The organism is Tateyamaria sp. (assembly GCF_039945315.1).
In the GTDB taxonomy this organism is placed as follows: domain Bacteria; phylum Pseudomonadota; class Alphaproteobacteria; order Rhodobacterales; family Rhodobacteraceae; genus Tateyamaria.
In genome coordinates this window covers 181895-204985 of record NZ_JBDUXB010000045.1, presented here as the reverse complement: position 1 = coordinate 204985, position 23091 = coordinate 181895, and the positions used below count along the sequence as shown (strand labels likewise).

18 protein-coding genes are annotated in these 23091 nt (G+C 55.4%); 6 read left to right on the top strand and 12 right to left on the bottom strand.

Annotated features, from left to right (window positions below; genetic code table 11):
* Positions 1–36 precede the first annotated feature (36 nt).
* From ABJD00_RS14715 to ABJD00_RS14685, 7 genes are read right to left on the bottom strand one after another with little or no spacing between them, the layout of a single operon-like run.
* Positions 37–1182, bottom strand: coding sequence for an iron-containing alcohol dehydrogenase (locus ABJD00_RS14715; protein ID WP_413836198.1), 1146 nt, complete (start codon positions 1180–1182; stop codon positions 37–39).
* Between the two features lie 4 nt (positions 1183–1186).
* Positions 1187–2554: an aldehyde dehydrogenase family protein gene (locus ABJD00_RS14710; RefSeq protein WP_413836201.1), complete on the bottom strand. Its 1368-nt coding sequence runs from the start codon at positions 2552–2554 to the stop codon at positions 1187–1189.
* A 1-nt stretch (position 2555) separates the two neighbouring features.
* Entirely contained in the window at positions 2556–3920 is a 1365-nt protein-coding gene (locus tag ABJD00_RS14705; protein ID WP_413836204.1) for a glutamine synthetase family protein, read from the bottom strand.
* Between the two features lie 55 nt (positions 3921–3975).
* Positions 3976–5010 carry a TRAP transporter substrate-binding protein gene (locus ABJD00_RS14700; protein ID WP_108838003.1) on the bottom strand — a complete coding sequence of 345 codons (1035 nt, stop codon included), beginning with the start codon at positions 5008–5010 and terminating at the stop codon, positions 3976–3978.
* A 47-nt stretch (positions 5011–5057) separates the two neighbouring features.
* Positions 5058–6383 carry a TRAP transporter large permease gene (locus ABJD00_RS14695; protein WP_413836208.1) on the bottom strand — a complete coding sequence of 442 codons (1326 nt, stop codon included), beginning with the start codon at positions 6381–6383 and terminating at the stop codon, positions 5058–5060.
* Entirely contained in the window at positions 6383–6952 is a 570-nt protein-coding gene (locus ABJD00_RS14690; RefSeq protein ID WP_108838005.1) for a TRAP transporter small permease subunit, read from the bottom strand. The genes ABJD00_RS14695 and ABJD00_RS14690 overlap by 1 nt, the downstream gene beginning before the upstream one ends.
* On the bottom strand, positions 6940–7692 hold the full coding sequence (locus ABJD00_RS14685) for an N-formylglutamate amidohydrolase (protein WP_413836211.1): 753 nt from the start codon (positions 7690–7692) through the stop codon (positions 6940–6942). Before ABJD00_RS14685 ends, ABJD00_RS14690 begins: the two co-directional genes overlap by 13 nt.
* Positions 7693–7806: 114 nt before the next feature.
* Between ABJD00_RS14685 and ABJD00_RS14680 the strand changes: the two genes are divergently transcribed.
* From ABJD00_RS14680 to ABJD00_RS14670, 3 genes are all read left to right on the top strand, one after another.
* Entirely contained in the window at positions 7807–8679 is an 873-nt protein-coding gene (locus ABJD00_RS14680) for a MurR/RpiR family transcriptional regulator (RefSeq protein WP_413836213.1), read from the top strand.
* Between the two features lie 499 nt (positions 8680–9178).
* Positions 9179–10321: an efflux RND transporter periplasmic adaptor subunit gene (locus tag ABJD00_RS14675; protein WP_413836215.1), complete on the top strand. Its 1143-nt coding sequence runs from the start codon at positions 9179–9181 to the stop codon at positions 10319–10321.
* Positions 10322–10325: 4 nt separating this feature from the next.
* Entirely contained in the window at positions 10326–13457 is a 3132-nt protein-coding gene (locus ABJD00_RS14670) for an efflux RND transporter permease subunit (protein WP_413836217.1), read from the top strand.
* A 225-nt stretch (positions 13458–13682) separates the two neighbouring features.
* Here ABJD00_RS14670 and ABJD00_RS14665 read toward each other — a convergent pair whose 3' ends face one another.
* From ABJD00_RS14665 to ABJD00_RS14645, 5 genes are all read right to left on the bottom strand, one after another.
* Positions 13683–14621: a hypothetical protein gene (locus ABJD00_RS14665; RefSeq protein WP_413836220.1), complete on the bottom strand. Its 939-nt coding sequence runs from the start codon at positions 14619–14621 to the stop codon at positions 13683–13685.
* A 3-nt stretch (positions 14622–14624) separates the two neighbouring features.
* Positions 14625–15932 (bottom strand): TRAP transporter large permease, encoded by a 1308-nt coding sequence (locus ABJD00_RS14660; protein ID WP_413836222.1) that lies wholly within the window; start codon positions 15930–15932, stop codon positions 14625–14627.
* A gap of 4 nt (positions 15933–15936) precedes the next feature.
* Positions 15937–16473: a TRAP transporter small permease gene (locus ABJD00_RS14655; RefSeq protein WP_413836225.1), complete on the bottom strand. Its 537-nt coding sequence runs from the start codon at positions 16471–16473 to the stop codon at positions 15937–15939.
* A 62-nt stretch (positions 16474–16535) separates the two neighbouring features.
* Positions 16536–17516, bottom strand: coding sequence for a TRAP transporter substrate-binding protein (locus ABJD00_RS14650; protein WP_413836227.1), 981 nt, complete (start codon positions 17514–17516; stop codon positions 16536–16538).
* Positions 17517–17549: 33 nt separating this feature from the next.
* Entirely contained in the window at positions 17550–18791 is a 1242-nt protein-coding gene (locus tag ABJD00_RS14645; RefSeq protein ID WP_413836230.1) for an NAD(P)/FAD-dependent oxidoreductase, read from the bottom strand.
* A 137-nt stretch (positions 18792–18928) separates the two neighbouring features.
* Between ABJD00_RS14645 and ABJD00_RS14640 the strand changes: the two genes are divergently transcribed.
* Genes ABJD00_RS14640 through ABJD00_RS14630 form a run of 3 tightly spaced genes read left to right on the top strand, consistent with a single transcriptional unit; the run spans position 18929 to position 22526 of the window.
* The gene (locus ABJD00_RS14640; RefSeq protein ID WP_413836233.1) at positions 18929–19675 is read left to right on the top strand and encodes an aspartate/glutamate racemase family protein; all 747 of its coding nucleotides are present in this window, start codon (positions 18929–18931) and stop codon (positions 19673–19675) included.
* Positions 19672–20799, top strand: a complete 1128-nt coding sequence (locus ABJD00_RS14635) for an enolase C-terminal domain-like protein (protein WP_413836236.1) — start codon at positions 19672–19674, stop codon at positions 20797–20799. The genes ABJD00_RS14640 and ABJD00_RS14635 overlap by 4 nt, the downstream gene beginning before the upstream one ends.
* Positions 20799–22526 carry a thiamine pyrophosphate-binding protein gene (locus ABJD00_RS14630; protein ID WP_413836238.1) on the top strand — a complete coding sequence of 576 codons (1728 nt, stop codon included), beginning with the start codon at positions 20799–20801 and terminating at the stop codon, positions 22524–22526. The genes ABJD00_RS14635 and ABJD00_RS14630 overlap by 1 nt, the downstream gene beginning before the upstream one ends.
* Positions 22527–23091: the final 565 nt, after the last annotated feature.

Sequence of the window (23091 nt, the reverse complement as noted above, 5' to 3'; positions counted from 1 at the left end):
CAGTCGCCAAAGACCGAACTGACGCTACGACGCTGATTAAAACAGAGATTTCAGCAATTCTGTGGTGTTTTCTTTGTTCATCCCAATCGGATTTCCGCCCGTGCTCGGATCAGCCAGAGCGCCCGCAACGATGCGTTCGATATCCGGACTTGTGACGCCAAGGTCTGTGAGAGTTTTTGGCACGCCAAGCCGAGCATTCAACGCGTCAACATAAGCGCAGAACCCATCAAAACCGCCCGCAATGCCCAAATAGTTTGCAGCATCAGTCAGAACGCCAGTGATGGCCGGTTTGTTGAATTGCAGAACGGCGGGCATGCAGACTGCATTCGTTGTGCCATGATGGGTGTGATAGATCGCACCAATTGGGTGAGATAAAGCATGAATCGCGCCCAGACCCTTTTGAAAGGCTGTGGCCCCCATCGCAGCGGCCGACATCATGTGCGCGCGTGCTTCCAAGTCACTCCCATCGTCATAGGCACGCGGCAGGTATTCTTTCACAAGCCGCATGCCTTCCAATGCCATGCCTTGAGACATCGGATGATAGTGCGGCGAGCAGAATGCCTCCACACAATGCGCAAAGGCGTCCAGCCCTGTGCCTGCGGTGATGAACTTTGGCATACCAACGGTCAGTTCCGGGTCACAAATTACCACTGCCGGCAGGAACTTGGGGTGGAAGATTATCTTTTTTTCTTCTGTTTCCGAGTTGGTAATGACCGACGCGCGGCCTACTTCGGACCCTGTTCCAGCCGTTGTCGGCACCGCCACGATGGGCGCGATGGCACTCGCATCAGCGCGGGTCCAATAATCGCCAATATCTTCAAAATCCCAAAGCGGTCGGGTCTGTCCAGCCAGAAACGCAACCAGTTTCCCAAGGTCCAACCCAGAGCCGCCGCCGAACGCGACCACCCCGTCGTGTCCACCGTCTTTGAACGCCTGAACGCCAGCAGCGGCGTTCTTTTCGTTTGGGTTCGGATCAACATCGGCAAATATTGCGCGGCCCAACCCGGCGGCCTCCAGCAAGTCGAGCGTTCTTGAGGTAATCTCCATTTCAGCCAAGCCGCGGTCCGTGATCAGCAGCGGGTTTTTGATTCCGGCGGCCACGCAAGCATCACCGATTTCCGAGATACGCCCCGCCCCAAAACGGACAGCAGTTGGGTAAGACCAATTCGCGATAAGAGACATGGGATTACCCCTTTTTGAGATGATAGGATTTTGGGCGCGTCAGGTTGTGATAACCGATGACGGACAGCCCACCGCCACGCCCGGTGTCCTTGCACCCGGTCCAGCATAGTGCGGGATCAAGATAGTCGGCACGGTTCATAAATACTGTTCCCGTCTGAATCTGATCTGCGATGTTTTCGGCCCGCGCGACCTCTTGTGTCCAGACTGATGCGGTCAAACCAAACTGGCTGTCATTCATCAGCTCAATCGCCTGTGCGTCATCCTTCACAGGCATGATACCGACAACAGGCCCAAAGCTTTCGTCGCGCATCACGCGCATATCGTGGCTCACGTTCGTCAAAATTTGCGGCGTTAGGTACGCGCCGCCGTCGTCCTGAGCAAAAGTTTCGATGTGGGCGGTTGCACCGGCTGCTATGGCCTCCGCAATTTGTGCGCGCACCTCATCGGCAAAGCGTTTGTGTGCCATCGGTCCAATCGTGGTCTCAGCATTCAGAGGATCACCAAGTGTATAGCCGTTGACGATCTTGATCGCCTTTTCAACGAATGCATCAAAGTGGCCTTCAGCCACATATATGCGCTCGATCCCGCAACAGCATTGACCCGAGTTGAACATCGCACCGTCGATCAAAGTTTCGGCCGCAGCATCGACGTCTGCGTCGTCGCAAACATAGCCCGGATCTTTCCCGCCCAGTTCAAGCCCGAGCCCGGTGAACGTACCTGCGGCGGCGCGTTCGATCGCCTGACCGCCTCCAACCGAACCTGTGAAATTCACAAAACCAAACGATTTGGCGGCGATAAGGCCCGCGGTCGTTTCATGATCGAGGAATACATTCTGAAACACGTCTTCCGGTATACCTGCGGCATGAAACGCCTCGGCCAAGTGTTCACCAACGAGCGGCGTTTGGCTTGCATGTTTCAGCATGACTGTGTTGCCCGCAATCAGGGCCGGCGCGACTGTATTGATCGCAGTCATATATGGGTAGTTCCAAGGTGCGACGACCAGAACAACGCCATGTGGCACACGTTTGATCACACGGTGGAACGCATCGCTGTCTTCTATTGTGATGTCCGCCAAAGCCTCGGTTGCGATGTCGGCCATATAGCTGGCACGCTCCTCAAAGCCACCGAACTCACCGCCGTAACGCACTGGTCGCCCCATCTGGCGCGCCAGATCCGGGACGATGCGGTCATTCATATCGCCGATAATCGCGACCGCAGCACGCACCAGCGCAATGCGGTCGTCTAGCGGCCGCGCTGCCCAGTCGGATTGTGCGGCGCGAGCGCGTTCGGTTACAGCTTGGGCCGCCTCATAACACAGTGTTTCGCGTTCGGCAAAAACGCTGCCGTCGATGGGTGAAATACAGCGGATCATGTCAGGCCCTTTCAAAACCACGCGCGATTTCCCAATCGGTCACGACGCGGTCATACTCTTCTTGTTCCCATTCAGCGCAACGGGTGTAGTGGTCAATCACAGCGTCCCCCATCGCTTCGCGCAAGAATTTGGAATTGCGCAACGTTTCCGTCGCCGCGCGCAATGTCTGTGGGATGTCAGCAGCTTTGGAAGCTTCGTAAACATCGCCTTTGGTTGGTGGTGCCAGTGACATTTTGTCTTCGATCCCCTTGATGCCGGCAGCCAGCATCGCGGCTTGCGCCAGGTACGGGTTCAAATCCGACCCACCAATACGACACTCAACGCGCACGCCTTTGGTCCCGTCCCCACACAGACGGAAACCGGCCGTGCGGTTGTCTACGGACCAAACCGTTTTTGTCGGGGCAAAGGTGCCTTTGGCGAAACGCTTGTAGCTGTTGATATAGGGAGCCAGAAAAAACGTGTAATCTGGCGCATAGGAAATCAACCCGGCCATGTAGTGTTGCATCAACTCTGACATGCCAAGGTCAGCGTTCTCGTCATAGAACATCGGCTTTCCGTCTTGCCACAATGACTGATGCACGTGGCTGGAACTGCCGACTTTGTCGTGGTGCCATTTGGGTAGGAACGTCGCGGCATGGCCCTGCTGCCACGCGATTTCCTTGATGCCGTTTTTGGCGATCGTGTGGTGGTCTGCGCAATCAAGTGCGGCGCTGTAGCGGATGTTTAACTCTTCCTGACCGGTCTCTGCTTCGCCTTTTGAGTTCTCAATCGGCAGACCCGCATTGAAAAGGTGATTGCGGATCGGACGCATCACGCCTTCTTCTTTTGTGGTCTGCAAAATAGCGTAGTCTTCGTTGTATCCGCTGATCGGGACTAGATCCCGAAAGCCGCCTTTTCGGATGTCGTCAAAGGAGTGTTCGAACAGGAAAAACTCAAGCTCGGTCGCCATCATCGCATCAAACCCAAGCTCTTGCAGGCGGGCTATTTGCGCTTTGAGCACTTGGCGAGGAGAGTGCGGAACAGGTTTATGTGTGTGATGATCCAGAATATCGCACAGAACCATTGCTGTGCCTTCCAGCCAAGGCAACACCCGGATCGTATTCAGGTCTGGCGCCATGATGTAATCGCCATAGCCTTTTTCCCAGCTGCTTGCGGCATATCCATCCGGGGTGGCCATCTCTAAATCCGTTGCCAGCAGATAGTTGCAGCAATGGGTTTCCTTGAACGAAGTTTCGACGAAGTTCACCGCGTGAAACCGCTTGCCCATAAGGCGACCCTGCATATCGGGGAAACAGACCAGAACGGTATCAATTGTGCCGTCGCCGACGCGGGACCTCAGGTCGTCAAAACTCAGTTTGCCTTGCATGGTACTCTCTCACTTCAGAACGCGGGGACGACGCAACGCCGTCCCCACTTGTTGTTTAACCGTAGCGATACGGGCGGCCAGCTTTGACCATGTCTGCGTTGTACTTCTTAAAGATTTCAACGACTTTGCGCTTGGTGTCGCTTTCGGATGCGATTTCTTCCCAGAAGACTTGCGCCGCGTCTTCGACTTGCGCCCATTCTTCGTCGGGAATTGTTGTCAGCTCCATTTTGGGGCCATTCACACGCAGGTCGGCTTCGCCACCCCAGTACCAGTGCTGGCGATAGTAGTGCGATTGCTCGCAGCACACCTGGAACAGAGTTTTCAGATCTTCTGGCAGTTCGTTCCAGCGGTCCATATTGGCAAAGAAGTGACCGATCCAGGCGCCCGAAATGTTGTTGGTCAGGAAGTAATTCGTCACGTCTGCCCAACCCACAGTGTAGTCTTCTGTGATGCCCGACCATGCGATGCCATCAAGCTCTCCGGTTTGTACCGCAACTTCGATATCTTCCCATGGCAAGTTCACAGGAACCACACCAAATTGGCTGAGGAAGCGACCAGCCGTCGGGAACGTAAAGATCCGCTTGCCCTTCAAGTCCTCAAGGCTGCGGATTGGATCTTTGGTTGCAAAGTGGCAAGGGTCCCAAGCGCCAGCGCTGACGTGTTTTACACCAACAGCGGCGTATTCTTCGGCCCAGATTTCATTCAGGCCATAACGGTTGAACAACACCGGCACGTCGAGAGAATAGCGCGATCCGAACGGGAAATACCCGCCGAACACGGTCACTTCAGTAGGCGACGCCATCGAGTCATCATCGGATTGCACCGCATCAATTGTTCCTCGCTGCATCGCTTGGAACAATTCTCCTGTGGGCACCAGTTGATCCGCATAGAACAGTTCAATCTGCATGCGGTCGCCTGCAATCTCGTTGAACATCTTGATCGCAGGGTCAATGACTTCGGCGGCCAAAGCGGCGCCAGCGTATGTCTGCATCCGCCACTTGATCGTGCTTTGTGCCAGCGCCGGGGCGCCCAATGCAGCTGCCGGGGCCGCGACTGCGGCACCTTTAATAAACTTACGTCTCGTCGTCATTTAAGTTCTCCTTGTTGATTTAGTGCCGGTTGGCCCGGCTTATGAGTTCATTTGCCGTAAACATAGTCGGGCAACCAAGTCGCCAAACCTGGGAAGACCATCACGAGCGTCAGGGCAAAAACCATGACCAGCACGAATGGAGTGATGGAACTGTAGATATCACGCAGCGAAATTTCGGGCGGAGCCATGGCCCGCATCAGGAACAAATTGTACCCAAATGGCGGCGTCATATAGGCGATCTGGGTCGTGATCGTGTAAAGGATTCCGTACCAGATCAGATCGAAGCCAAGTGCACCCACCAACGGCACATAGAGAGGCGCGACAATCACCAGCATAGCTGTATCATCCAAAAATGTCCCCATCAGGATAAAGCTAAGCTGCATCAAGATCAGGATCATCCACGGGCTGAGATTCAGCTTTTCTGTGAACAGGCCTTCGATTGCCTTAACCGCGCCAAGCCCGTCAAAAACGGCCCCGAACGCCAAGGCTGCAAGGATAATCCACATGAACATGCAGGTGATGCCCAGTGTATTGCGGACGGAGTTTTCGAACACTTCGCGGGTCATGCGCCCTTTGACGACGGCCGCGAGAAACGCCGTGATTGCGCCAATGGCAGAACTTTCGACCAGCGAAGTCCATCCATTCACAAATGGCACCATCATGGTTGCAAAGATGACCAGCGGCAAAAGCCCGGCACGCAAAAGCCGCAGCTTTTCAGCCCTTGGCATATCGCGATCTGCATCGTCCAGCACCGGGCCAAGTGCGGGGTTCAAGCGGCAGCGCACAGCAATGTAGACGATGAACATCGTGGCCATCATCAGACCCGGTACAATCCCAGCCAACCAAAGCTGGCCAACGGGTTGACGCGCGATCATCGCATAGAGCACCAGCACAACAGAAGGTGGAACAAGGATACCCAGAGACGAACCCGCCTGGATAACTCCAGTCACCATGCGTTTGTCATATCCACGCTTCAAAAGTTCAGGCAGCGCGATCGTTGCGCCAATGGCCATACCCGCAACGCTCAAACCATTCATCGCAGAAATCAGAACCATGAGCCCGATTGTCCCAATCGCCAAGCCGCCTCGCAGCCCCCCCATCCACACATGGAACATGCGGTAAAGATCATCAGCGATCTTCGATTCCGACAACACATAGCCCATGAAAATGAACATCGGCAGCGTCAGCAGCGGGAACCATTTCATCAGTTTCATGGCCGCAGCAAACCCAAGGTCAAACCCGCCTTTGTCACCCCACAGGAACAAAGCTGCCAAAACGGCAATGAACCCAATCGCGCCGAATACTCGCTGACCCGTCAGCAGCATCAACATCATGGTCGAAAACATCAAAGTGGCGATAACTTCGTAAGACATCAGACTTCGCCCCCTTTGAGACGAATGATGTCTTTGAACAGCTCTGAAACGCACTGCAGGATCATCAAAAAGAAGCCGAGGATCATGACTGCTTTGACGGGCCACAGATATGGGCGCCACGCAGAAGAAGATCGTTCCAACCGGCCAACCTCTTCGCTCCCGGTGATGAGCCCGGCAAAGAACGAGAAAGGTTCCGTTTTCCAATATCCCAGCGAATAGGCCGTCGAACTGACCGACCCGTAAAACAAGACGCACAGATAAAAAATCAGGAGCAAGATTGTGACGGTATCAAACCAAGCTTTTCGTCGCACACTCCAGTTGCCGTAAAGCAGATCCATCCGCACGTTTGAACCGAGTTGAATGGAGTACGGCCCGCCGAGAATATAGTATCCGACCATCACAAATTGTGCCATTTCAAGCGTCCAAAGCGTTGGCAAAAAGAATGTCTTGCTGATGGAAGACCAAAGCAGAATGCCCATAAGCACAAAGATGCCGTACATCATCACGCGGCCAAGCCGAAAATTCACAGCATCCACGCTGCGAATATATCCGCGCATCACGCCTTGCATGCGACAACCCCTATTTGGCTCAGAGCCTTCGCAAGCCACGCGGCAAGCACCATGCCCATTGATGATTGGTCATCTTCTGTTTGGATAAGGTCGTTGCGGATTTCGATCATGACATTCAGATGCCCATTGGCAACTCCGTGCACCTTGAGCGTATGTGTGACGCCATCGTCTGGCCCATAAGGAGCGTTACGCTGCACGTTGTAACGATCCGCCTGCGCAAGAATTGCATCTGCAAGCCGCGGATCAGCGTCGTGCAATATCCCGATTTCGACCTCACGGGCAGAGCCGTTGTAGACGGGCGTAAAGCTGTGGATCGTTACGATGACGGGTTGCGTCTTTGATGATACTTGCGCGGCAAGTGTCCGTAGAAACGGTTTGTAATATGTCTCGGTCCGTGCCGTTCGATCTGCGGATGTGAGCGCCTCATTCCCGGGAATTTTGTAAGCCTCATTCTCGGCCGGCATCGCATCTTTTGCCTCGGGTGGACGGTTACAGTCATAGACAAGGCGCGACACTTTTGAGCTTACCAGCGTTGCATCCAACTCTTTTGACAACTTGCGCGCAACACCAAGTGCCCCTGGGTCCCAAGCAATGTGACTGTACCTCGCCACTTCGTTCAGACCCAAATCGTCCAGCTCTGACGGGATGTGGTGGCTGGCATGTTCACAAACCAACAGGACAGATGACGCGCCGGATGCACGCGAAATAGTCATAACATCTGTGTCGTCTTGATTGTCCATGGCACTCCTTCAGACACAAGCTGCTTGCCAAAACCGGCAACTGTCAACAGAATTGTGAAAATTTTATCACAAACCACGAGCGGCTGATAATTTTTTGAACATTTGAGGTGAGGCATGGCAAACACGGAACGAACGATCTCAGACCTCATTCATAACATGCTGGACGATTTGACACGTGCCGAACGCCAATTGGCCCTGTCGGTTCTGGAAGATTACCCGGCATCTGGCCTGGGCCCGCTAAGCGCATTGGCCAAGGATGCAGGTGTATCGGTGCCAACGGTTGCACGCATGGTGCAAAAACTCGGATACAAGGGATATCCTGAGTTTCAAGCAGGCCTGCGCGAAGAGCTTAAAGCGACGGTTAAAACCCCAATTGCCAAGCATGATAGCTGGGCCGAAGCAGCCCCCTCAGGACATATCCTGAACCGGTTCACAGAAGCCGTACTGGAAAACATCCGCCACACGTTGGGTCAAATTGACCCCAACACATTCGATCACGCGTGCGACTTGATGGCCGATAGAGAACGTCACCTGTATATTGTCGGCGGCCGGATTACGCACACTCTGGCGGAATACTTCTTCCTGCACATGCAAGTCGTCAGGCCAAATCTGACACATGTACCGTCGACATCAAACACATGGCCGCACTATCTGCTCAATGCGGAGGAAGGCGACGTTTTTGTGATTTTCGATGTACGCCGTTATGAAAACAACACGCTGAAACTCGCCGAAATCGCCAAGTCTCGCGGCGCAAAGTTGATATTGATCACGGACCAATGGCGTTCACCGATTCATCAGATGTCAGACATTTGCTTTAGCAATCGGATTGGGGCCCCCTCTGCTTGGGACTCCATGGCAACGATCATGTTGTTACTCGAGACGATGATCTCCGCGGTTCAGACGTTGAATTGGAGCGAAACCAAAGAGCGGATTGAAGGTTTGGAGGATATGTTCGACCAAACAAAACTCTTTCGGAAGTTCACTTGAAGGCGTCTCTTGAATGGGCACGCTAGGTTAAACGCTTCTGACCAGCTGCGTCGAACTTCGCAAAAAACCTTTCCGTAGCAAGATCGCATCGTTTTGCATTATTGATGAATAAACGGCGGCTTTGCCGGGTACGCGACAACATGAAAAGTGGCACGTCTCCTGCATTTCGTGCGCTACAAACGCACTCTGCCAAAGTTGAATCTGTCTACTGAGAACGCAAAACCTTCTTGCAGTGATGCAGACACGAGAGGAACACTGGGCAGTTCAGAACATTGGCTTTGTTCTTTAAGGTCAGGATGGTCGCGCGCTACCCGTTGCCCCAATGACTGCTATTCGGATGAGTTGACGCCAATCTAAATTGAACAAACACCTGCTTTGACGCGCCACTGCTATCCGGGTGGCCATAGTCTTTGTATTGTGTTTTTAACCAAATAGCGCAACGTTGGCCGGGAAACATCCGGACAACGCTAACAGAACTTTACGGTGGGGCAGGTACAGCATGACTTCGAGATTGTCGGTTCTTTTTCTGACGGTGGTGCTCAGCGTCACAAGCATGAGCGCGGGGCTCTCCTTGGCGCAGGAACAGTCCACGCCAGCGCCTAAGGTCGTCATATCTGCCGCCTACAGCGAAGAGCTTTTGAGCGAGACCACATTTGTTGGTCGCGGCGAAGCTGCAGCGGTTACGGATCTGGTCGCGCGCGTGACGGGGATCGTTACCGAAATTGTCGCCGAAGAAGGTTCCTTGGTCAAAACAGGCGATGTGATTTTTAAGATCGAACCAGACACCTATGCAGCGGAAGTGGCAGGACAAAAGGCCGCTGTGCAGCGTGCTGAGGCCAACGTAAAACTTGCCGAGATTGAGCTGGTTCGAAAAACTGAGCTGTTCCGCCGCGACACCATTGCGGAGTCTGAAAAAGACATCGCAGAGGCCAATGCCTCAGTTGCAGAAGCCGATTTATCCTCTGCGCAAGCTTCTCTGAAGGAAGCTGAACTCAACCTTGAACGTACCACAATCACGGCCCCGTTCGACGGGCGGATTGGTCGATCAAATATCAGCCTTGGCGCTTTGGTGGGGCCTTCGACGGGTCCCTTGGCGACAGTGGTGCAAGAAACCCCAACATATGTGACCTTTTCGCTTTCGGAGTCTCAACTCTTGGGCGTTCTGGATCGTCTCGACAAAGGTGTGGATGATTTGGTGAACGACGGTGAGTCACCCAATGTGTTTGTTAAGCTGCCCAACGGCACCCTTCTGGACGAGCCGGGCGAGATCGTGTTCATCGACAACCAGATTGACCCCTCGACCGGGACAATTTCGCTACGTGCCGAATTCAAAAACGACCGCAGGATGATCCTCGACGGTGGATTCATCTCAGTTGTGATTGAGGCTCTGGAACCGACTTTGAGCGTGCTCATTCCGCAAAATTCGGTTCAACGCGACCAGCGAGGCGATTTTGTGTTGGTGGTGACCGACAAGCAGTTGGTTGAACAACGCTATGTAGTTCTTGGTGCTCAGCACGAAATTGACGTGGTCGTAACGGAAGGTCTGCGTGAGGGCGAAAGCGTCATCGTCGAAGGGTTGCAACGTGTTCGCCCCGGCGTCGAAGTGAATGCGGTTCTGGCTGGCACGGCCGAGGGGAACTGAATTCATGCTCTCCACGGTATTTATCAAACGGCCCAAGATGGCCATCGTCATTTCGACCGTCCTTACGATCATGGGGCTGATCGCCTATGCCGTGATCCCGGTCGAGCAATTCCCAAATATCACGCCTCCGGTCGTGAACGTTACAGCATCGTATACAGGCGCCAATGCGGAGACCGTGGAAGCAACGGTGGCTGCTCCGATCGAGGCTGAGGTCAACGGCGTTGAGGACATGATCTACATGTCTTCCGACAGCTCAGACACCGGATCGTATTCCCTGTCGGTTACATTCGAAGTCGGCACCGATCCGACAATCGCGACTGTGAACGTGCAAAACCGCGTGGCACAGGCCACCAGCGGGCTACCTGTAGAAGTCACCTCAACCGGGGTATCAACGGAAAAATCGTCCACCAGCATGCTGTTGGTTGCGACACTGTATTCGCCCGAAGGAACCTATGACGAGGTATTCCTGTCCAACTATGCCTCTATCAATCTCAAAGATGCGCTTGCACGCGTACCCGGGGTCGGCAAAGCCGAAGTCCTGACGGATTTCGCCTACGCTATGCGGATTTGGATGGACCCGGATCGCATGACAGGGCTCGGCGTCACGCCCGCCGATGTGATCGCGGCTATTCAAGAACAAAACATCATTGTCTCCGCAGGCCAGATTGGGGCGCCCCCTGCCCCTGATGGGCAACAGTTTCAATACTCTGTCACAGCGCAAGGTCGCTTGTCCCAAGCCTCGGAGTTTGAAAACATCATCGTGCGCACCGGAGATTCCGGTAGCGTTTTGCGCCTCGGAGACATTGCCCGCATTGAGTTGGGTGCCAGCTCTTACGGAGTGTCCGGGCGCTATCAAGGCCAGCCCGCAACAGTGCTGGCTGTCTACCAGGCACCCGGTGAAAACGCTTTGGGAGTCGCCCAAGGCGTCTATTCCGAACTGGAACGTTTGTCGGCCGCTTTCCCGCAAGACGTCGAATATGAGGTCCCGTTTGACAGCACTGATTTTGTCGAACAGTCGCTGAATGACGTGGTTTCCACGCTGATCCTGACCTTCGTTCTCGTGATGTCGGTCGTATTTATTTTCCTCGGAAGTGCGCGGGCGACCGTCATCCCCGCCGTGGCCATTCCAGTGTCTCTGATCGGGACCTTCGCCTTTTTGCTGCTGATGGGAATGACGCTGAATACAATCTCGCTGTTCGCTCTGGTTCTGGCCATCGGCATCGTTGTTGATGACGCGATTGTCGTTGTCGAAAACGTGGAACGCATCATTGCTGACGAGGGCCTCAGTCCGCCAGAAGCGACCGCCAAAGCCATGACGCAGATCACAACCCCGGTGATCGCCACAACGCTCGTCTTGTTGGCCGTGTTCGTTCCCGTGACTTTCATGCCGGGCATTTCCGGTCAGCTGTTTTCACAGTTCGCCGTGACCATCTCTGTGGCTGTGGTGATCTCATCGATCAACGCGCTGACGCTGTCACCTGCGCTGTGCGCGATCGTTCTGAAAGCCCGGTCCGGTCCGCCCAAAGGTCTGTTGGCGGTGTTTGAACGCCTCATCGGAGGGTTGCGCGACGGCTATGCCGCGATTGTCGGGCGTTTGATCCGCATTCCCATCATAGGACTGGTTATCCTCATTGGCCTCGGCGCCGGTTCCGGAAGTTTGATGAACATGTTGCCCCAAGGGTTCCTGCCATTGGAAGACAACGGGTATGTTTTTGTCGATGTGCAATTGCCTGACGCTGCGACTGTCCAACGCACCGAAGTGGTGTCAGAGCGTCTGAATGAACAAATTTCGAAAATACCCGGTGTGGCAAATACCGTTCAGGTCAACGGGTTCAGCCTGCTGAACGGCGCCGGCTCGAACGGGGCGATGATTATCGTCAACCTGAATAACTGGGAAGAACGTCCCGACGAAGAGCAAAGTGCCAACGGTATTCTTGCCCAGATTTTCGGTATCGCAGCACAAGAAGCGTCGGCCAAAGTCATCGCGTTCAACCCGCCCCCGATTTCTGGTCTGGGTGTGAGTGCGGGCGTAGAAATGAAAGTTCAGCAAACAGGCGGTGGCTCGGCCAGCGACCTTTCTGCCGCCATCAATTCACTTGTTTATGCGGTGAACCAGCGCCCCGAAATTGCGCAGGCTTACACCAGCTTCAGTGCGAATGTGCCCAAGCTGTTTGTTGATCTCGACCGAGAGAAAACGCGCACCCTTGGCATCCCTGTCAGCGATGTGTTCCAGACGTTGCAAGCGCATCTGGGGTCGATCTACGTCAATGACCTCAACCTTTTTGGCAAAGTGTATCGGGTGATGATTCAGGCCGACGCGGATTATCGCGATACGGTAGAAGACATCGGACGCTTGCACGTACGCACTGCTGACGGGCAGATGGCGCCGCTTGCGACACTCATGAATGTGGAAAAGGTGTTAGGCCCAGTTCTGTTGAACAGATACAACCTCTTCCGCGCGGCAACTGTTACAGCAGTTCCCGCCGCAGGCTTTTCGACCGGTGACGCCATTGCCATCATGCAAGAAGAATCCCTGACGGCCCTGCCGCCCGGCTACAGCTACGAATGGACAGGCACGGCCCAACAGCAACAGGACGCGGGCGGAACAGTCGTCTTCGTCCTCATCGCTGCAATTGTGTTCGGATACCTTTTCCTCGTTGCCCAATACGAAAGTTGGACAATGCCCTTCGGCATTCTGCTTTCGGTTACAGTGGCGCTTTTTGGCGCTTTGGCGGCAGTACTGGTCACCGGGGGTGATGTGAATCTCTACACCCAGATCGGCATGATCATGTTGATTGGTTTAGCATCCAAAAACGCAATTCTGATTGTTGAATTTGCAATGGAACAGCGGTCGAAAGGGGCCAGCATCCGCGCTGCCGCGTTAGAAGCAGCGCGCCAGCGGTTCCGCGCTGTGATGATGACGGCTCTTTCTTTCTTGTTGGGCGTGGTACCTTTGCTGGTCGCATCGGGTGCTGGCGCCGCCAGCCAGAAAGCGATCGGGATAGCCGTATTTGGCGGCATGCTCGCCGCAACAGTTATTGGAGTTGTGATTATTCCAATCCTATACGTGTTGCTGCAATCCCTTCGAGAGCGTTTGAAAAGCGGTGTACCTGTATCAAACCAACCCGCCGAGTGATCCTGTTATCTGTCTAAGTACGCAATCAACACGGCTTCCGGAAATTACGTAGCCAAAGGTCTGGGTACAGGCTCGCAATAGGATGCTTCAACTTCTGCAAACGACGCGAGGCGCAAGGTAACTTCATCAGTATCCCGCGCAACCGTCGCCACAATCATATCCGACCTGACGTTTGACAGATTGGTCTTCTCAAGGGTGGTGGGAAAACTACCAAGCTGAGCAACGTCACAGGGTGGATTTAATGCTCGGCATCTTCAGTCGCGACAACAGGAATGGCGTCAGGTACATCGGGATTTGGTAGCAGCCGACGAAGATCATCAACGGCGCGGCTATCTCGTCCGGCAGCATGATCAGGAACAGAGCGATATTGCGATTGCCGGCGTAGATGGCGGTCGGCACCGCCATTGCCAAACGCGCCCGGTTGAACAGTCGCAAGGTCACAACCACGAGGCTAAAGTTGATCGCAAGGGCCGCGAGTAGCCACAAAAGCAAGGCCAAAGGATCATTGCGCAACAGCGGGCCAATTGCACTCATCAGGCCAACGACCACGATGGCCAGAAGAAGCGCCGCGCACCCATCCAGCGCACCTTGCATCTGTTTTTCAGCCAACCGGGGCACCAAGTGCCTGATTGCAAATCCGACGCCGACTGACGTCAGGATCGCCAGCAGCAGGCCCAGCGACAGGTTGATCCCACTGATGACGCCTCCGCCTGCCGGATCAAGGATCAGGAAAACCGGGAATGCCGTAAGCGGAAACAGGGCCGTTCCCATCACCAGCAGGCGCATTCCGGGCGCTGGATCCAGCCCCATCATGATGGCAAAGTTTGGCGCACCCGTCAGCGAAGGCGCCGCGAGCATCAAGGATACAGCGATAGCCAGTGGATAGTGTGATAGACCAGCGAAGGCAAATGCGGCAATGACGATCAGCGGCAATACGGTTTGAAAGGCAGCGATGCGCAGAAGCGTTGGCCAAAGGTCGCGACGCTCACCAAAGGCCTGACGGGCACCTATGCGGATCCCAGTAACAAGCAACAGCAGTGCCACAAGCGTCCCGATCCATGGACGGATCACCTCGGCCAGCCCGGGCGCCAGAAGGCCAAGGCAAAGACCGACAATCAGGCAATAGCGTCCCTGCGCTCCGATCCACGACAGAGCACTGAGCATCCGTCAGGGAGCCTGTCGCATGTTTTCCGGTAACCACATCGCAATATCAGGGAACCAAATGAGCACAAAGCACATCAGCACCATAATCATGAACATCGGAAAGGCCGCTCGGGTAATGTACCCCATTTCATGTTCCGTCATGCCCTGCAGCACAAACAGGTTGAACCCGATGGGCGGTGTAATTTGCGCCATCTCGACCACAACAACCACAAAGATTCCAAACCAGATCAGATCGATTCCGGCCTCGCGTACCATTGGTTCGACCACGGCCATGGTCAATACAACAGACGAGATGCCGTCGAGGAACATCCCCAACACGATGTAAAACACCATCAGGATCATCAGCAGTTCAAACCGCGACAGGTCCATAGTCGCGATCCCGTCAGCCAGTGCACGCGGCAGGCCGGTAAAGCCCATAGCCAGTTTCAGGAACGCCGCCCCCGCAAGAATGAGCGCAATCATGGCAGATGTGCGCGTTGCCCCCATCAGGCTTTCGGTAAAGGTGGACCAGTTCAACGACCCCTGACTTGCCGCCAGCACAAGCGCGCCAATCACTCCGATAGCGGCGGCTTCGGTGGCAGTGGCGTAGCCCGCATACATCGACCCGATCACCACAAAGATCAGGCACAACACCGGGATCAGAAAGCGCGAGTTCTTCAGTTTGTCGCCAAAGCTCATTCCGGTCTCTTGCTTCGGGTTCCAGTTGCCCGAAAACCACGAATACATTGCCACATAACCCATAAACATCAGCGCCAGACACAGACCCGGAAACACGCCAGCAAAGAACAACTGTGTAATGCTTTCATTCACCGTCACGCCATAGACAATCAGCGCCAAAGAGGGCGGGATCATCAGACCAAGCGTTGCCGCCCCGGCAAGCGTACCGATCACAATCCGCTCTGGATAATCTCGCGCCCGCAACTCGGGTATGGACATCTTGCCCACCGTGGTCAGCGTCGCCGCAGACGACCCTGACACAGCCGCAAACACTGTGCAGCCCACGATATTGGTATGCACCAACCCGCCCGGCAAACGCGCCAGCCATGGGGACAGACCGCGAAACATATCCTCGGACAATCTCGTTCGAAACAGGATCTCTCCCATCCAGATGAACAAGGGCAGCGCGGTCAACGTCCAGCTGGAGGACGACGCCCAGATCGTTGTGATCATCGTGTCGCCGACCGGTCGGGTGGTGAACAACTCCATCCCAACCCAGGCCACACCCATCAGGGCCAGCCCAACCCAGACCCCCGTGCCCAAAAGCAGGAACAGGACAAACAGGAACAGGGTGATTGCATAAATTTCTTCCATCACGCTACTCCGCGAAACTTTGATCGACGAGGTCGCGCTGAATGCGGTGATCCCCTCGGAAAATGACGTGTACCAGATGGTCGGTGAGTGAGATGGCCAGAATGCCGCCGCCGATGACCATAACCGATTGTGGGATCCACAAAGGCGTGGCGTCTTGTGCCTGGCTGAGTTCGTTGAACTTCCAAGACCAGTAGGTGAACCAATAGGCGTAGTAGGTGAAATACCACATCACGGCCGCCGCAATGCCAAAACACCAGATCTCCATGAACCTGCGAAGTTTTATTGGCACTGCATTCAGCAGGATCGACACCCTGATATGCGACCCTCGGTTCAGGGCATTGGCAAAGGCAAAGAAACTGGCCGCTGCCATCGCGTAGCCCGCATAGTTGGCGGCGCCGGGAAAAATCTCGCCTGTCCAGCGGGCAACCATCTGGGCCACAATCAACAACAGGATCGCAATCAGGCACAGAGCAGCCAGAATACCTGCGGCAAGATACAGAAAATCAAGGAAGCGGCGCAGACCGCGCAGGGCACCCGTCATAGGTCAGTCTCCGGGGCTGGAAAATGCCCGGGCCGCACAAAAGCAGCCCGGGCCATTCGTGCTTATTGAGCAGCGTTGTAAGCGTCGAGGATGGCCGCGCCAGTTTCGCCGGCAGCTTCGAGCCATTCGGCAGACATGGTTTCACCCACAGCGCGCAGATCGGTCATCAACTGATCACCTGCAGCGCCAACTGTCATGCCACCTTCTGCAAGACCCGCGAGGGTAAAGCCGGTGTATTCCTTGGCGCGCCACGTGCCCGCATACTCGGCCATTGCGGCACAAGCGTTGATCACGTTCTTGTTCTGGTCAGACACATCTGACCAGACATCGTTGTTGATCAGCATATAGTTGCGGGGCAGCCACGCATCGACGGAATAGAAGTGGCTCAGGCTTTCCCAGACCTTGCGGTCGTAACCCGTCGCACCGGACGACACCATGGATTCAGCAACACCCGTGGCAAAGGCTTGGCTGATCTCAGCCGCCTCGATGGATACAGGCAACATCTTGGTCAGTTCCGCCATCCGAGCCGTTGCGTTGTTGTAGGACCGGAACTTCAGGCCTTCCATATCGGCGACAGAGTTCACTTCCTTGTTGAAATACAGCCCCTGCGGCGGCCATGGCACAGAATAGAGCATGGTCATATTTTGCTCGGCCAACAGCTCTTGAACATGGGGCAACGCAGCTTCGTACAGCTTCTCATGTTCGTCAAAGGACGACACAAGGAAGGGCACGGAATCCCAACCAAAAATGGCGCTTTCGTTCTGGTGACCTGACAGCAGACGCTCACCGATTGGCACCTGCCCTGTCTGAACCGCGCGTTTAATGTCTGCGCCCGCATACAGCGATCCAGATGGGTGCGTCGTGATCTCGATGTCGCCACCTGTCCCGGTGGTCACGCATTGGGCGAACTCTGCACCTGTCACCGAGTGGAAATTGGAGCCGGAATAGGCCATGGGAAGGTCCCACTTTTCTTCTGCCGCCGCAGGCATCGCAAGCATCGTGGCTGCCGCAAGGCTGGCGCATAGTGTTGTAGCTTTTGTCATTTTAGTCTCCCTGGTGGTCAATTCTTTGCGGACTCATGCAAAACGCATGGGATCAAATGCACCGATGTCGGTGTTGACAGGTTGCTCCGCGACAAGACCTGCCACGATCCTTCCCGTTTTTGGACCACCGGTCAATCCAATGTGTTGATGTCCAAAGGCTGTAAACACGCCTGTATTCCGGACTTCACCGATCAAAGGCAGACTATCGGACGGCGCGGGCCTGTGTCCAAGCCATTCGATCTCTCCCTTGTAGGAAAGGTTTGGAAAGGCCGCTTTGGCCTGTTTTCGCAGCAGATTCAGAGGCGCCTTGGACGGTCCCGCCTCCAATCCGCCAAACTCAACAACCCCGGCACAGCGCAGGCCAGCAGCCATGGGTGTGGCGACAAACTTGCCACTTGCGACCATAACCGGGTGCGAAGGCCCCCCTTGGGCGTCTTCAAAGATGACGTGGTATCCACGTTCCGCTTCGATCGGGATCGACAATCCCAGTTTCTTCATTAACGGTTTTGACCAAACCCCGGTCGCCAGAACCGCCTGATCGCAAGGTTGACGCCCCTCTGACGTCGCAACAGCAGTCACCTTGCCGTCGGTCATCTCGAAATCCTTGATTTCGGCCTGCAAAATTGTGCCGCCCAACCCCTCAAAGACTTTGGCCAGCGCCTTCACATACCCACCCGGGTCACGGATGTAGCCATGATCGCTCATCGTCGCGAGCAACCCTATCGACGGAGAAAGCTGCGGCTCATACTCTCGCGCGGCCTCGCCCTCGCGCAGCAAAGGTTCAAATCCTGCTTCGCGGCGCAAACCCCACGTGTAGCTGTCCGCCTCAAACGCCGCGCGATTAGTATAGGCAAAGGAATAGTCGCTTTCAGTGACCCAAGAAGCCGCATCCGTATCTGTCACCAGCGACTTATGCTGATCGACACTGTCCGCGACGATAGTAACCAAACCACTGGCAATCCGACGCGTGTCAGCGTCATTTGCGGTTCCCAGATACTTGATCAACCACGGTAGCAACTTTGGGAAATACCCCCAGCGCATAAACAGAGGAAAGTCCGGGTCCATCAGCATCTTGGGTGCCTTGCGGATCAAACCCGGTGCGGTGACAGGGGCAATGGCGCAGGCGGCGAGTACACCCGCATTCCCATGTGATGTTCCTTCTCCTGGCGGCAAGCGATCAATGATCGTGACCTCTGCATCGCAAAAGCGGCGCAGCCAGATGCCCGTCGAAACGCCGACGATCCCGGCTCCGGCAATAATCACGTGTTTTGACATCGTCGCGTCCCCCAAGAGCATCTTGATCCATTTACCAAACTTCGGCCGAAGCAAGGCACAGCCTTGTGCGCAACGCAAGTGCCGCGCTAGCGTGTGGCCAACAGCGCTGCAATCCTCGCCCCAAAGAAAGACCCAACATGACAACACTTGGCGGCAAAACAGTTTACGGCGCCTCTGTCGGCATCCTGATGCTGAACACCCGCTTTCCCCGCATCCCGGGCGATATCGGCAACGCGGGTACATGGCCCTTTCCCGTGCAATACAAGGTTGTCCGCGACGCCACGCCTGACAACGTGGTGCGCGGAGACGCGACACCGTTGTTGGGCGCCTTCATCGACGCGGGTCGTGAGTTGGTCGAAATGGGCTGCGACGGCATCGCCACCAATTGCGGCTTCCTCGTTCCGTTCCAGACAGAGATGTCGCGCGCCCTCGGAGTGCCCATTGCCTCTTCGTCGCTGTTACAGGCAACTCTGATCCGTCAGACACTGCCTGCGGACCAGCAACTGGGCATCCTGACAATTTCATCCGAAACGCTGACCACTGCCCATCTTGACGCCGCTGGCATTCCACACGACACGCCCGTCGGCGGTACCGGTGCCGCCTCTCATTTCACTGCGCAAGTGCTCGGCGACGCCGACAGCATCGACTTCGAACAGGCCCGCGCTGACAACGTCGCGGCAGCCAAGCAGTTGGTGTCAGATCATCCGGATATCGGTGCCATCCTGCTCGAATGCACAAACATGGTGCCCTATGCCGCCGACATCCGCCGCGCCACAGGCCGCCCCGTATTTTCGATCTACACGTACCTGCTGTGGTTTCAATCCGGCCTGCTACCGCGCCGTTTTTCGTCCGACCTTGACGACATCCCGCGTGCAAATCCATGAGCGACCACCGCATCATCGCCCTGCGGGTTCATTGCGTGGAAATCCCGGCGAAGGCGGTCCATTCCCACGGGTCCGGTGACGTCGGCAATATCAACGCGGCCCTGTGCGAACTGACAACCGACACCGGCCTCACCGGTTGGGGCGAGGCGTCCCCCTGGCCCGTCTTTACCGGAACGCTTGAGGCAAACGCAGCGGCGCTGCATGTCCACTTGCGCCACTGCATCATCGGCCAAGACCCCACGCTTGTCGAACCCATCGTGGCGGCAGCCGACCGCACTCTGGTCGGTCATCCCGAGGCAAAGGCGGCACTTGAATGCGCCCTGCTGGACATCACCGGCCAGATTGCAAATCTGCCCATCGCCGAGTTGGTTGGTGGCCGACACCGCACTGAAATCCCGCTTAGCTTTTCTATCGCCAACCCGGACTTTGACGCCGATCTGGACGACATTGCCCGCATCTGGGGCGACGGTGTCCGCATCTTCAAACTCAAAACTGGGTTCGCCGATCACGCCTTTGACCTCATGCGGTTGGAAAAACTGCGTGCCAAATATGGTGACGCCATTCGGCTGCGCATTGACTATAATCAAGGGCTACCCGCCTATGACGCGATCCGGCACATCCGCGATCTGGAAGCCTTCCGCCCGGACTTTGTCGAGCAGCCTGTGCTCATGCACGAACGCGAAGCGCTTGCCGATATCACCCGCGCAGTGGACGTGCCGATCATGGCAGACGAGTCGGTCTTTAATGTGCGCGAGGCGCTGCGCGGTGCAAACACAAAGATGGCCGACATCTTCTCGCTCAAAACAGCCAAGTCAGGCGGCATTCGGCGTTGCATCGAAATCGCGGCCATCGCCCGCGCCGCCGGGATCGAAGTCTACGGCGGTTGTATGTTCGAAACTTCCATCGCGCATATGGCAGGAGCACATTTGATGGCAGCCATCCCCAATCTTACGCTGGGATGCGAGTTCTACATGTCCACCTACTATGCAGAAACAGACCTTGCCACCGTCCCGTTCCCAATCAAAAACGGCCATGTCCACGTCCCCTCGACACCGGGTCTTGGCACCACGCCCGACCCGGAGAAACTAGACCGCTACCGCACGCATCTTCTGGAGGACAGATAATGGCTGAGCCCACTCGTATGAACGGTGCACAGGCTCTGTTGCGCATGCTCGAATTGCATGAAGTCACCCACGTGTTTGGTCTGCCGGGCGAAACCACCATCGGCTGGTACAAGGAATGGCGCGCCCATTCGAACATCGAATTTGTGCTTACCCGAGACGAACGCACAGCTTCTTATGCGGCCGAAGCGTACGCAAAGATCACCGGCAAACCCGCCGTTCTTGAAGCCCCAAGCCCCGGTGTCACCCATTGCACGCCCGGCATCACCGAGGCTTTCCTCAGCTCTGTTCCCGTCATCTTCTTTAGCTCGGATATTCCCATCAATCAGGACAAGAAACACGGACTGACGGGTGTCGACCAGACCGGCCTTTATGAGAGCATCTGTAAGGAATCCTTTGTTGTCACAAAAGTCGCCGAGATCCCTTTTCTGCTACGCCGCGCTTTCCGTGTGGCGACTTCGGGCCGTCCGGCGCCTGTCCATATCCGCGTGCCAATCAACATCTTCGGCGAAGAGGCAGAATTGACGGATCTATATGCAGAGCCGGAATACAGCACATATCCCGCGCACCGCCCCGTGGCCGACCATGGAAAGATACGGGCAGCGATTGATGCGCTGCTTATAGCGGATAAACCTGCGATTGTTTGCGGACAGGGCGCGCTGATTTCCAAAGCCTCGGACGTCATCATCGAACTCGCTGAACTGTTGCAAATCCCCGTCGGCACAACGACTCCGGGCAAAGGCACCATCCCTGAAAACCACCCGCTTGCCTTGCGGGTCATCGGCGGGCGGGGTGGGATGGAATATTCCAACCAATACATGCACGACGCTGATCTGATATTCTTTATTGGTTCGAACACCGACAGCGCCGCGACCGATCATTGGAAGCTTTATGGCGATCCGGACACCACGACCTTTCTGCACCTCGACATCGCCGAGGCGCACATAGGAAACAACTTCCCCGTAAAGGTCGGGCTTGCAGGCGATGCATGCGCCACCATAACCCATATGGTCGAAATCCTCAGATCCGAACACCCCGATCTGAACCGTCCGCAAATTGATCTGACGCAGATGAAACAGACCGCGTTGGACAAGGTCTTTAACGCGAATATCCCGATGCCCGAAAGCACAATATCTCCTGTAAAACTGTCTCAGGCCCTCGACCGTCTTATGCCCCAAAATGCAATCGTCACATCCGAACCCGGCGTGAGCGCCATCTATCCATCGGCACTATTGACGTTTCGCGAAGCCGGTCGGCGCTATATCACCAACTATTCCATGGGGGCCTTGGGTTATTCGGTTCCGGCAGCTCTGGGTGCGTCCTATGCGAGCGACGGGCCCGTTATCAGCCTGACCGGGGACGGGTCTTTTGGGTTCGTGATGGGCGACATGGAGACGATAAAGCGCTCCGGCAAGAACGTGACGATCATTCTCAACCGCAACGACAGTTTCGGCTGGATCCGGGGCGAGGCGATCCTGCTAGATGATGTTGACGCACCATGGTCGACCGATTTTGGCGCGGTGGACTACCTAAAAATCGCCGATGGTTTTGGCTTTGAGACCGCCCGCATCACATCTGACGCAGACATCGAACCGGTGCTCAAACAGGCAATTGCAAACCCCGGCGCGAACTTCATCGAAATCCGGGTTCCGACGCAGGATGAAATCGTGCCCTTCGTTCCCAACTGGGTTCGCGCAGCCAGAGCAAAGAACCTGCCTCACTTTTACTGATTTCATGACCAGGGTCCGGCAAAGTTTTCAGGTGATTGGTTTCGCGTATCACTCGTCATTATGACAAAGGCATTTTCGAACAATTCAACAATTTTTGCTGACAGACCATGCACATCCCTCAAAGACCCGAAAGTATTGTGGGCATTGCGTAAATCACCTTGATTGCACCTTTTTTCTAATGCCCCACCCAAAAAGGTTATTTCACCAAACAGTGCAAAACGTAGCTGACCTGATCACCAGCCCTGCGTTTATCGGCTACAGAAGTTGGCCGAAAATTACCATTTACCGGTCTAACCAAATGCTCGCATTCTGCAGTGTTTGGGCAGCAATTTGACCCGAAGACCTTTGTGGGTTCCAGATTAAGCCCTGCAACTTCGCAAGCGAACTCCAACGCCTTTTTGATTTCTGTGCCAATGGGATTTGTTAGACTAAATGCCACGCGCCGGGGGCGCTGCTATTAGCTCCGACGCACAAAAAATAAGAATTTGAGAGCGACCTGTTGTCTACCTGACTTGGTGATGGTGGCAGAATACCTGAAGGCTGCGACACAGAACAAAGCGCCCTG

Coding starts and splice junctions, on each gene's coding strand:
- ABJD00_RS14655 (WP_413836225.1), bottom strand. CDS start 16,473: ATGACGGGTGCCCTGCGCGGTCTGCGCCGCTTCCTTGATTTTCTGTAT.
- ABJD00_RS14705 (WP_413836204.1), bottom strand. CDS start 3,920: ATGCAAGGCAAACTGAGTTTTGACGACCTGAGGTCCCGCGTCGGCGAC.
- ABJD00_RS14645 (WP_413836230.1), bottom strand. CDS start 18,791: ATGTCAAAACACGTGATTATTGCCGGAGCCGGGATCGTCGGCGTTTCG.
- ABJD00_RS14685 (WP_413836211.1), bottom strand. CDS start 7,692: ATGGACAATCAAGACGACACAGATGTTATGACTATTTCGCGTGCATCC.
- ABJD00_RS14710 (WP_413836201.1), bottom strand. CDS start 2,554: ATGATCCGCTGTATTTCACCCATCGACGGCAGCGTTTTTGCCGAACGC.
- ABJD00_RS14665 (WP_413836220.1), bottom strand. CDS start 14,621: ATGCTCAGTGCTCTGTCGTGGATCGGAGCGCAGGGACGCTATTGCCTG.
- ABJD00_RS14680 (WP_413836213.1), top strand. CDS start 7,807: ATGGCAAACACGGAACGAACGATCTCAGACCTCATTCATAACATGCTG.
- ABJD00_RS14630 (WP_413836238.1), top strand. CDS start 20,799: ATGGCTGAGCCCACTCGTATGAACGGTGCACAGGCTCTGTTGCGCATG.
- ABJD00_RS14715 (WP_413836198.1), bottom strand. CDS start 1,182: ATGTCTCTTATCGCGAATTGGTCTTACCCAACTGCTGTCCGTTTTGGG.
- ABJD00_RS14650 (WP_413836227.1), bottom strand. CDS start 17,516: ATGACAAAAGCTACAACACTATGCGCCAGCCTTGCGGCAGCCACGATG.
- ABJD00_RS14675 (WP_413836215.1), top strand. CDS start 9,179: ATGACTTCGAGATTGTCGGTTCTTTTTCTGACGGTGGTGCTCAGCGTC.
- ABJD00_RS14640 (WP_413836233.1), top strand. CDS start 18,929: ATGACAACACTTGGCGGCAAAACAGTTTACGGCGCCTCTGTCGGCATC.
- ABJD00_RS14690 (WP_108838005.1), bottom strand. CDS start 6,952: ATGCAAGGCGTGATGCGCGGATATATTCGCAGCGTGGATGCTGTGAAT.
- ABJD00_RS14695 (WP_413836208.1), bottom strand. CDS start 6,383: ATGTCTTACGAAGTTATCGCCACTTTGATGTTTTCGACCATGATGTTG.
- ABJD00_RS14635 (WP_413836236.1), top strand. CDS start 19,672: ATGAGCGACCACCGCATCATCGCCCTGCGGGTTCATTGCGTGGAAATC.
- ABJD00_RS14700 (WP_108838003.1), bottom strand. CDS start 5,010: ATGACGACGAGACGTAAGTTTATTAAAGGTGCCGCAGTCGCGGCCCCG.
- ABJD00_RS14660 (WP_413836222.1), bottom strand. CDS start 15,932: ATGGAAGAAATTTATGCAATCACCCTGTTCCTGTTTGTCCTGTTCCTG.
- ABJD00_RS14670 (WP_413836217.1), top strand. CDS start 10,326: ATGCTCTCCACGGTATTTATCAAACGGCCCAAGATGGCCATCGTCATT.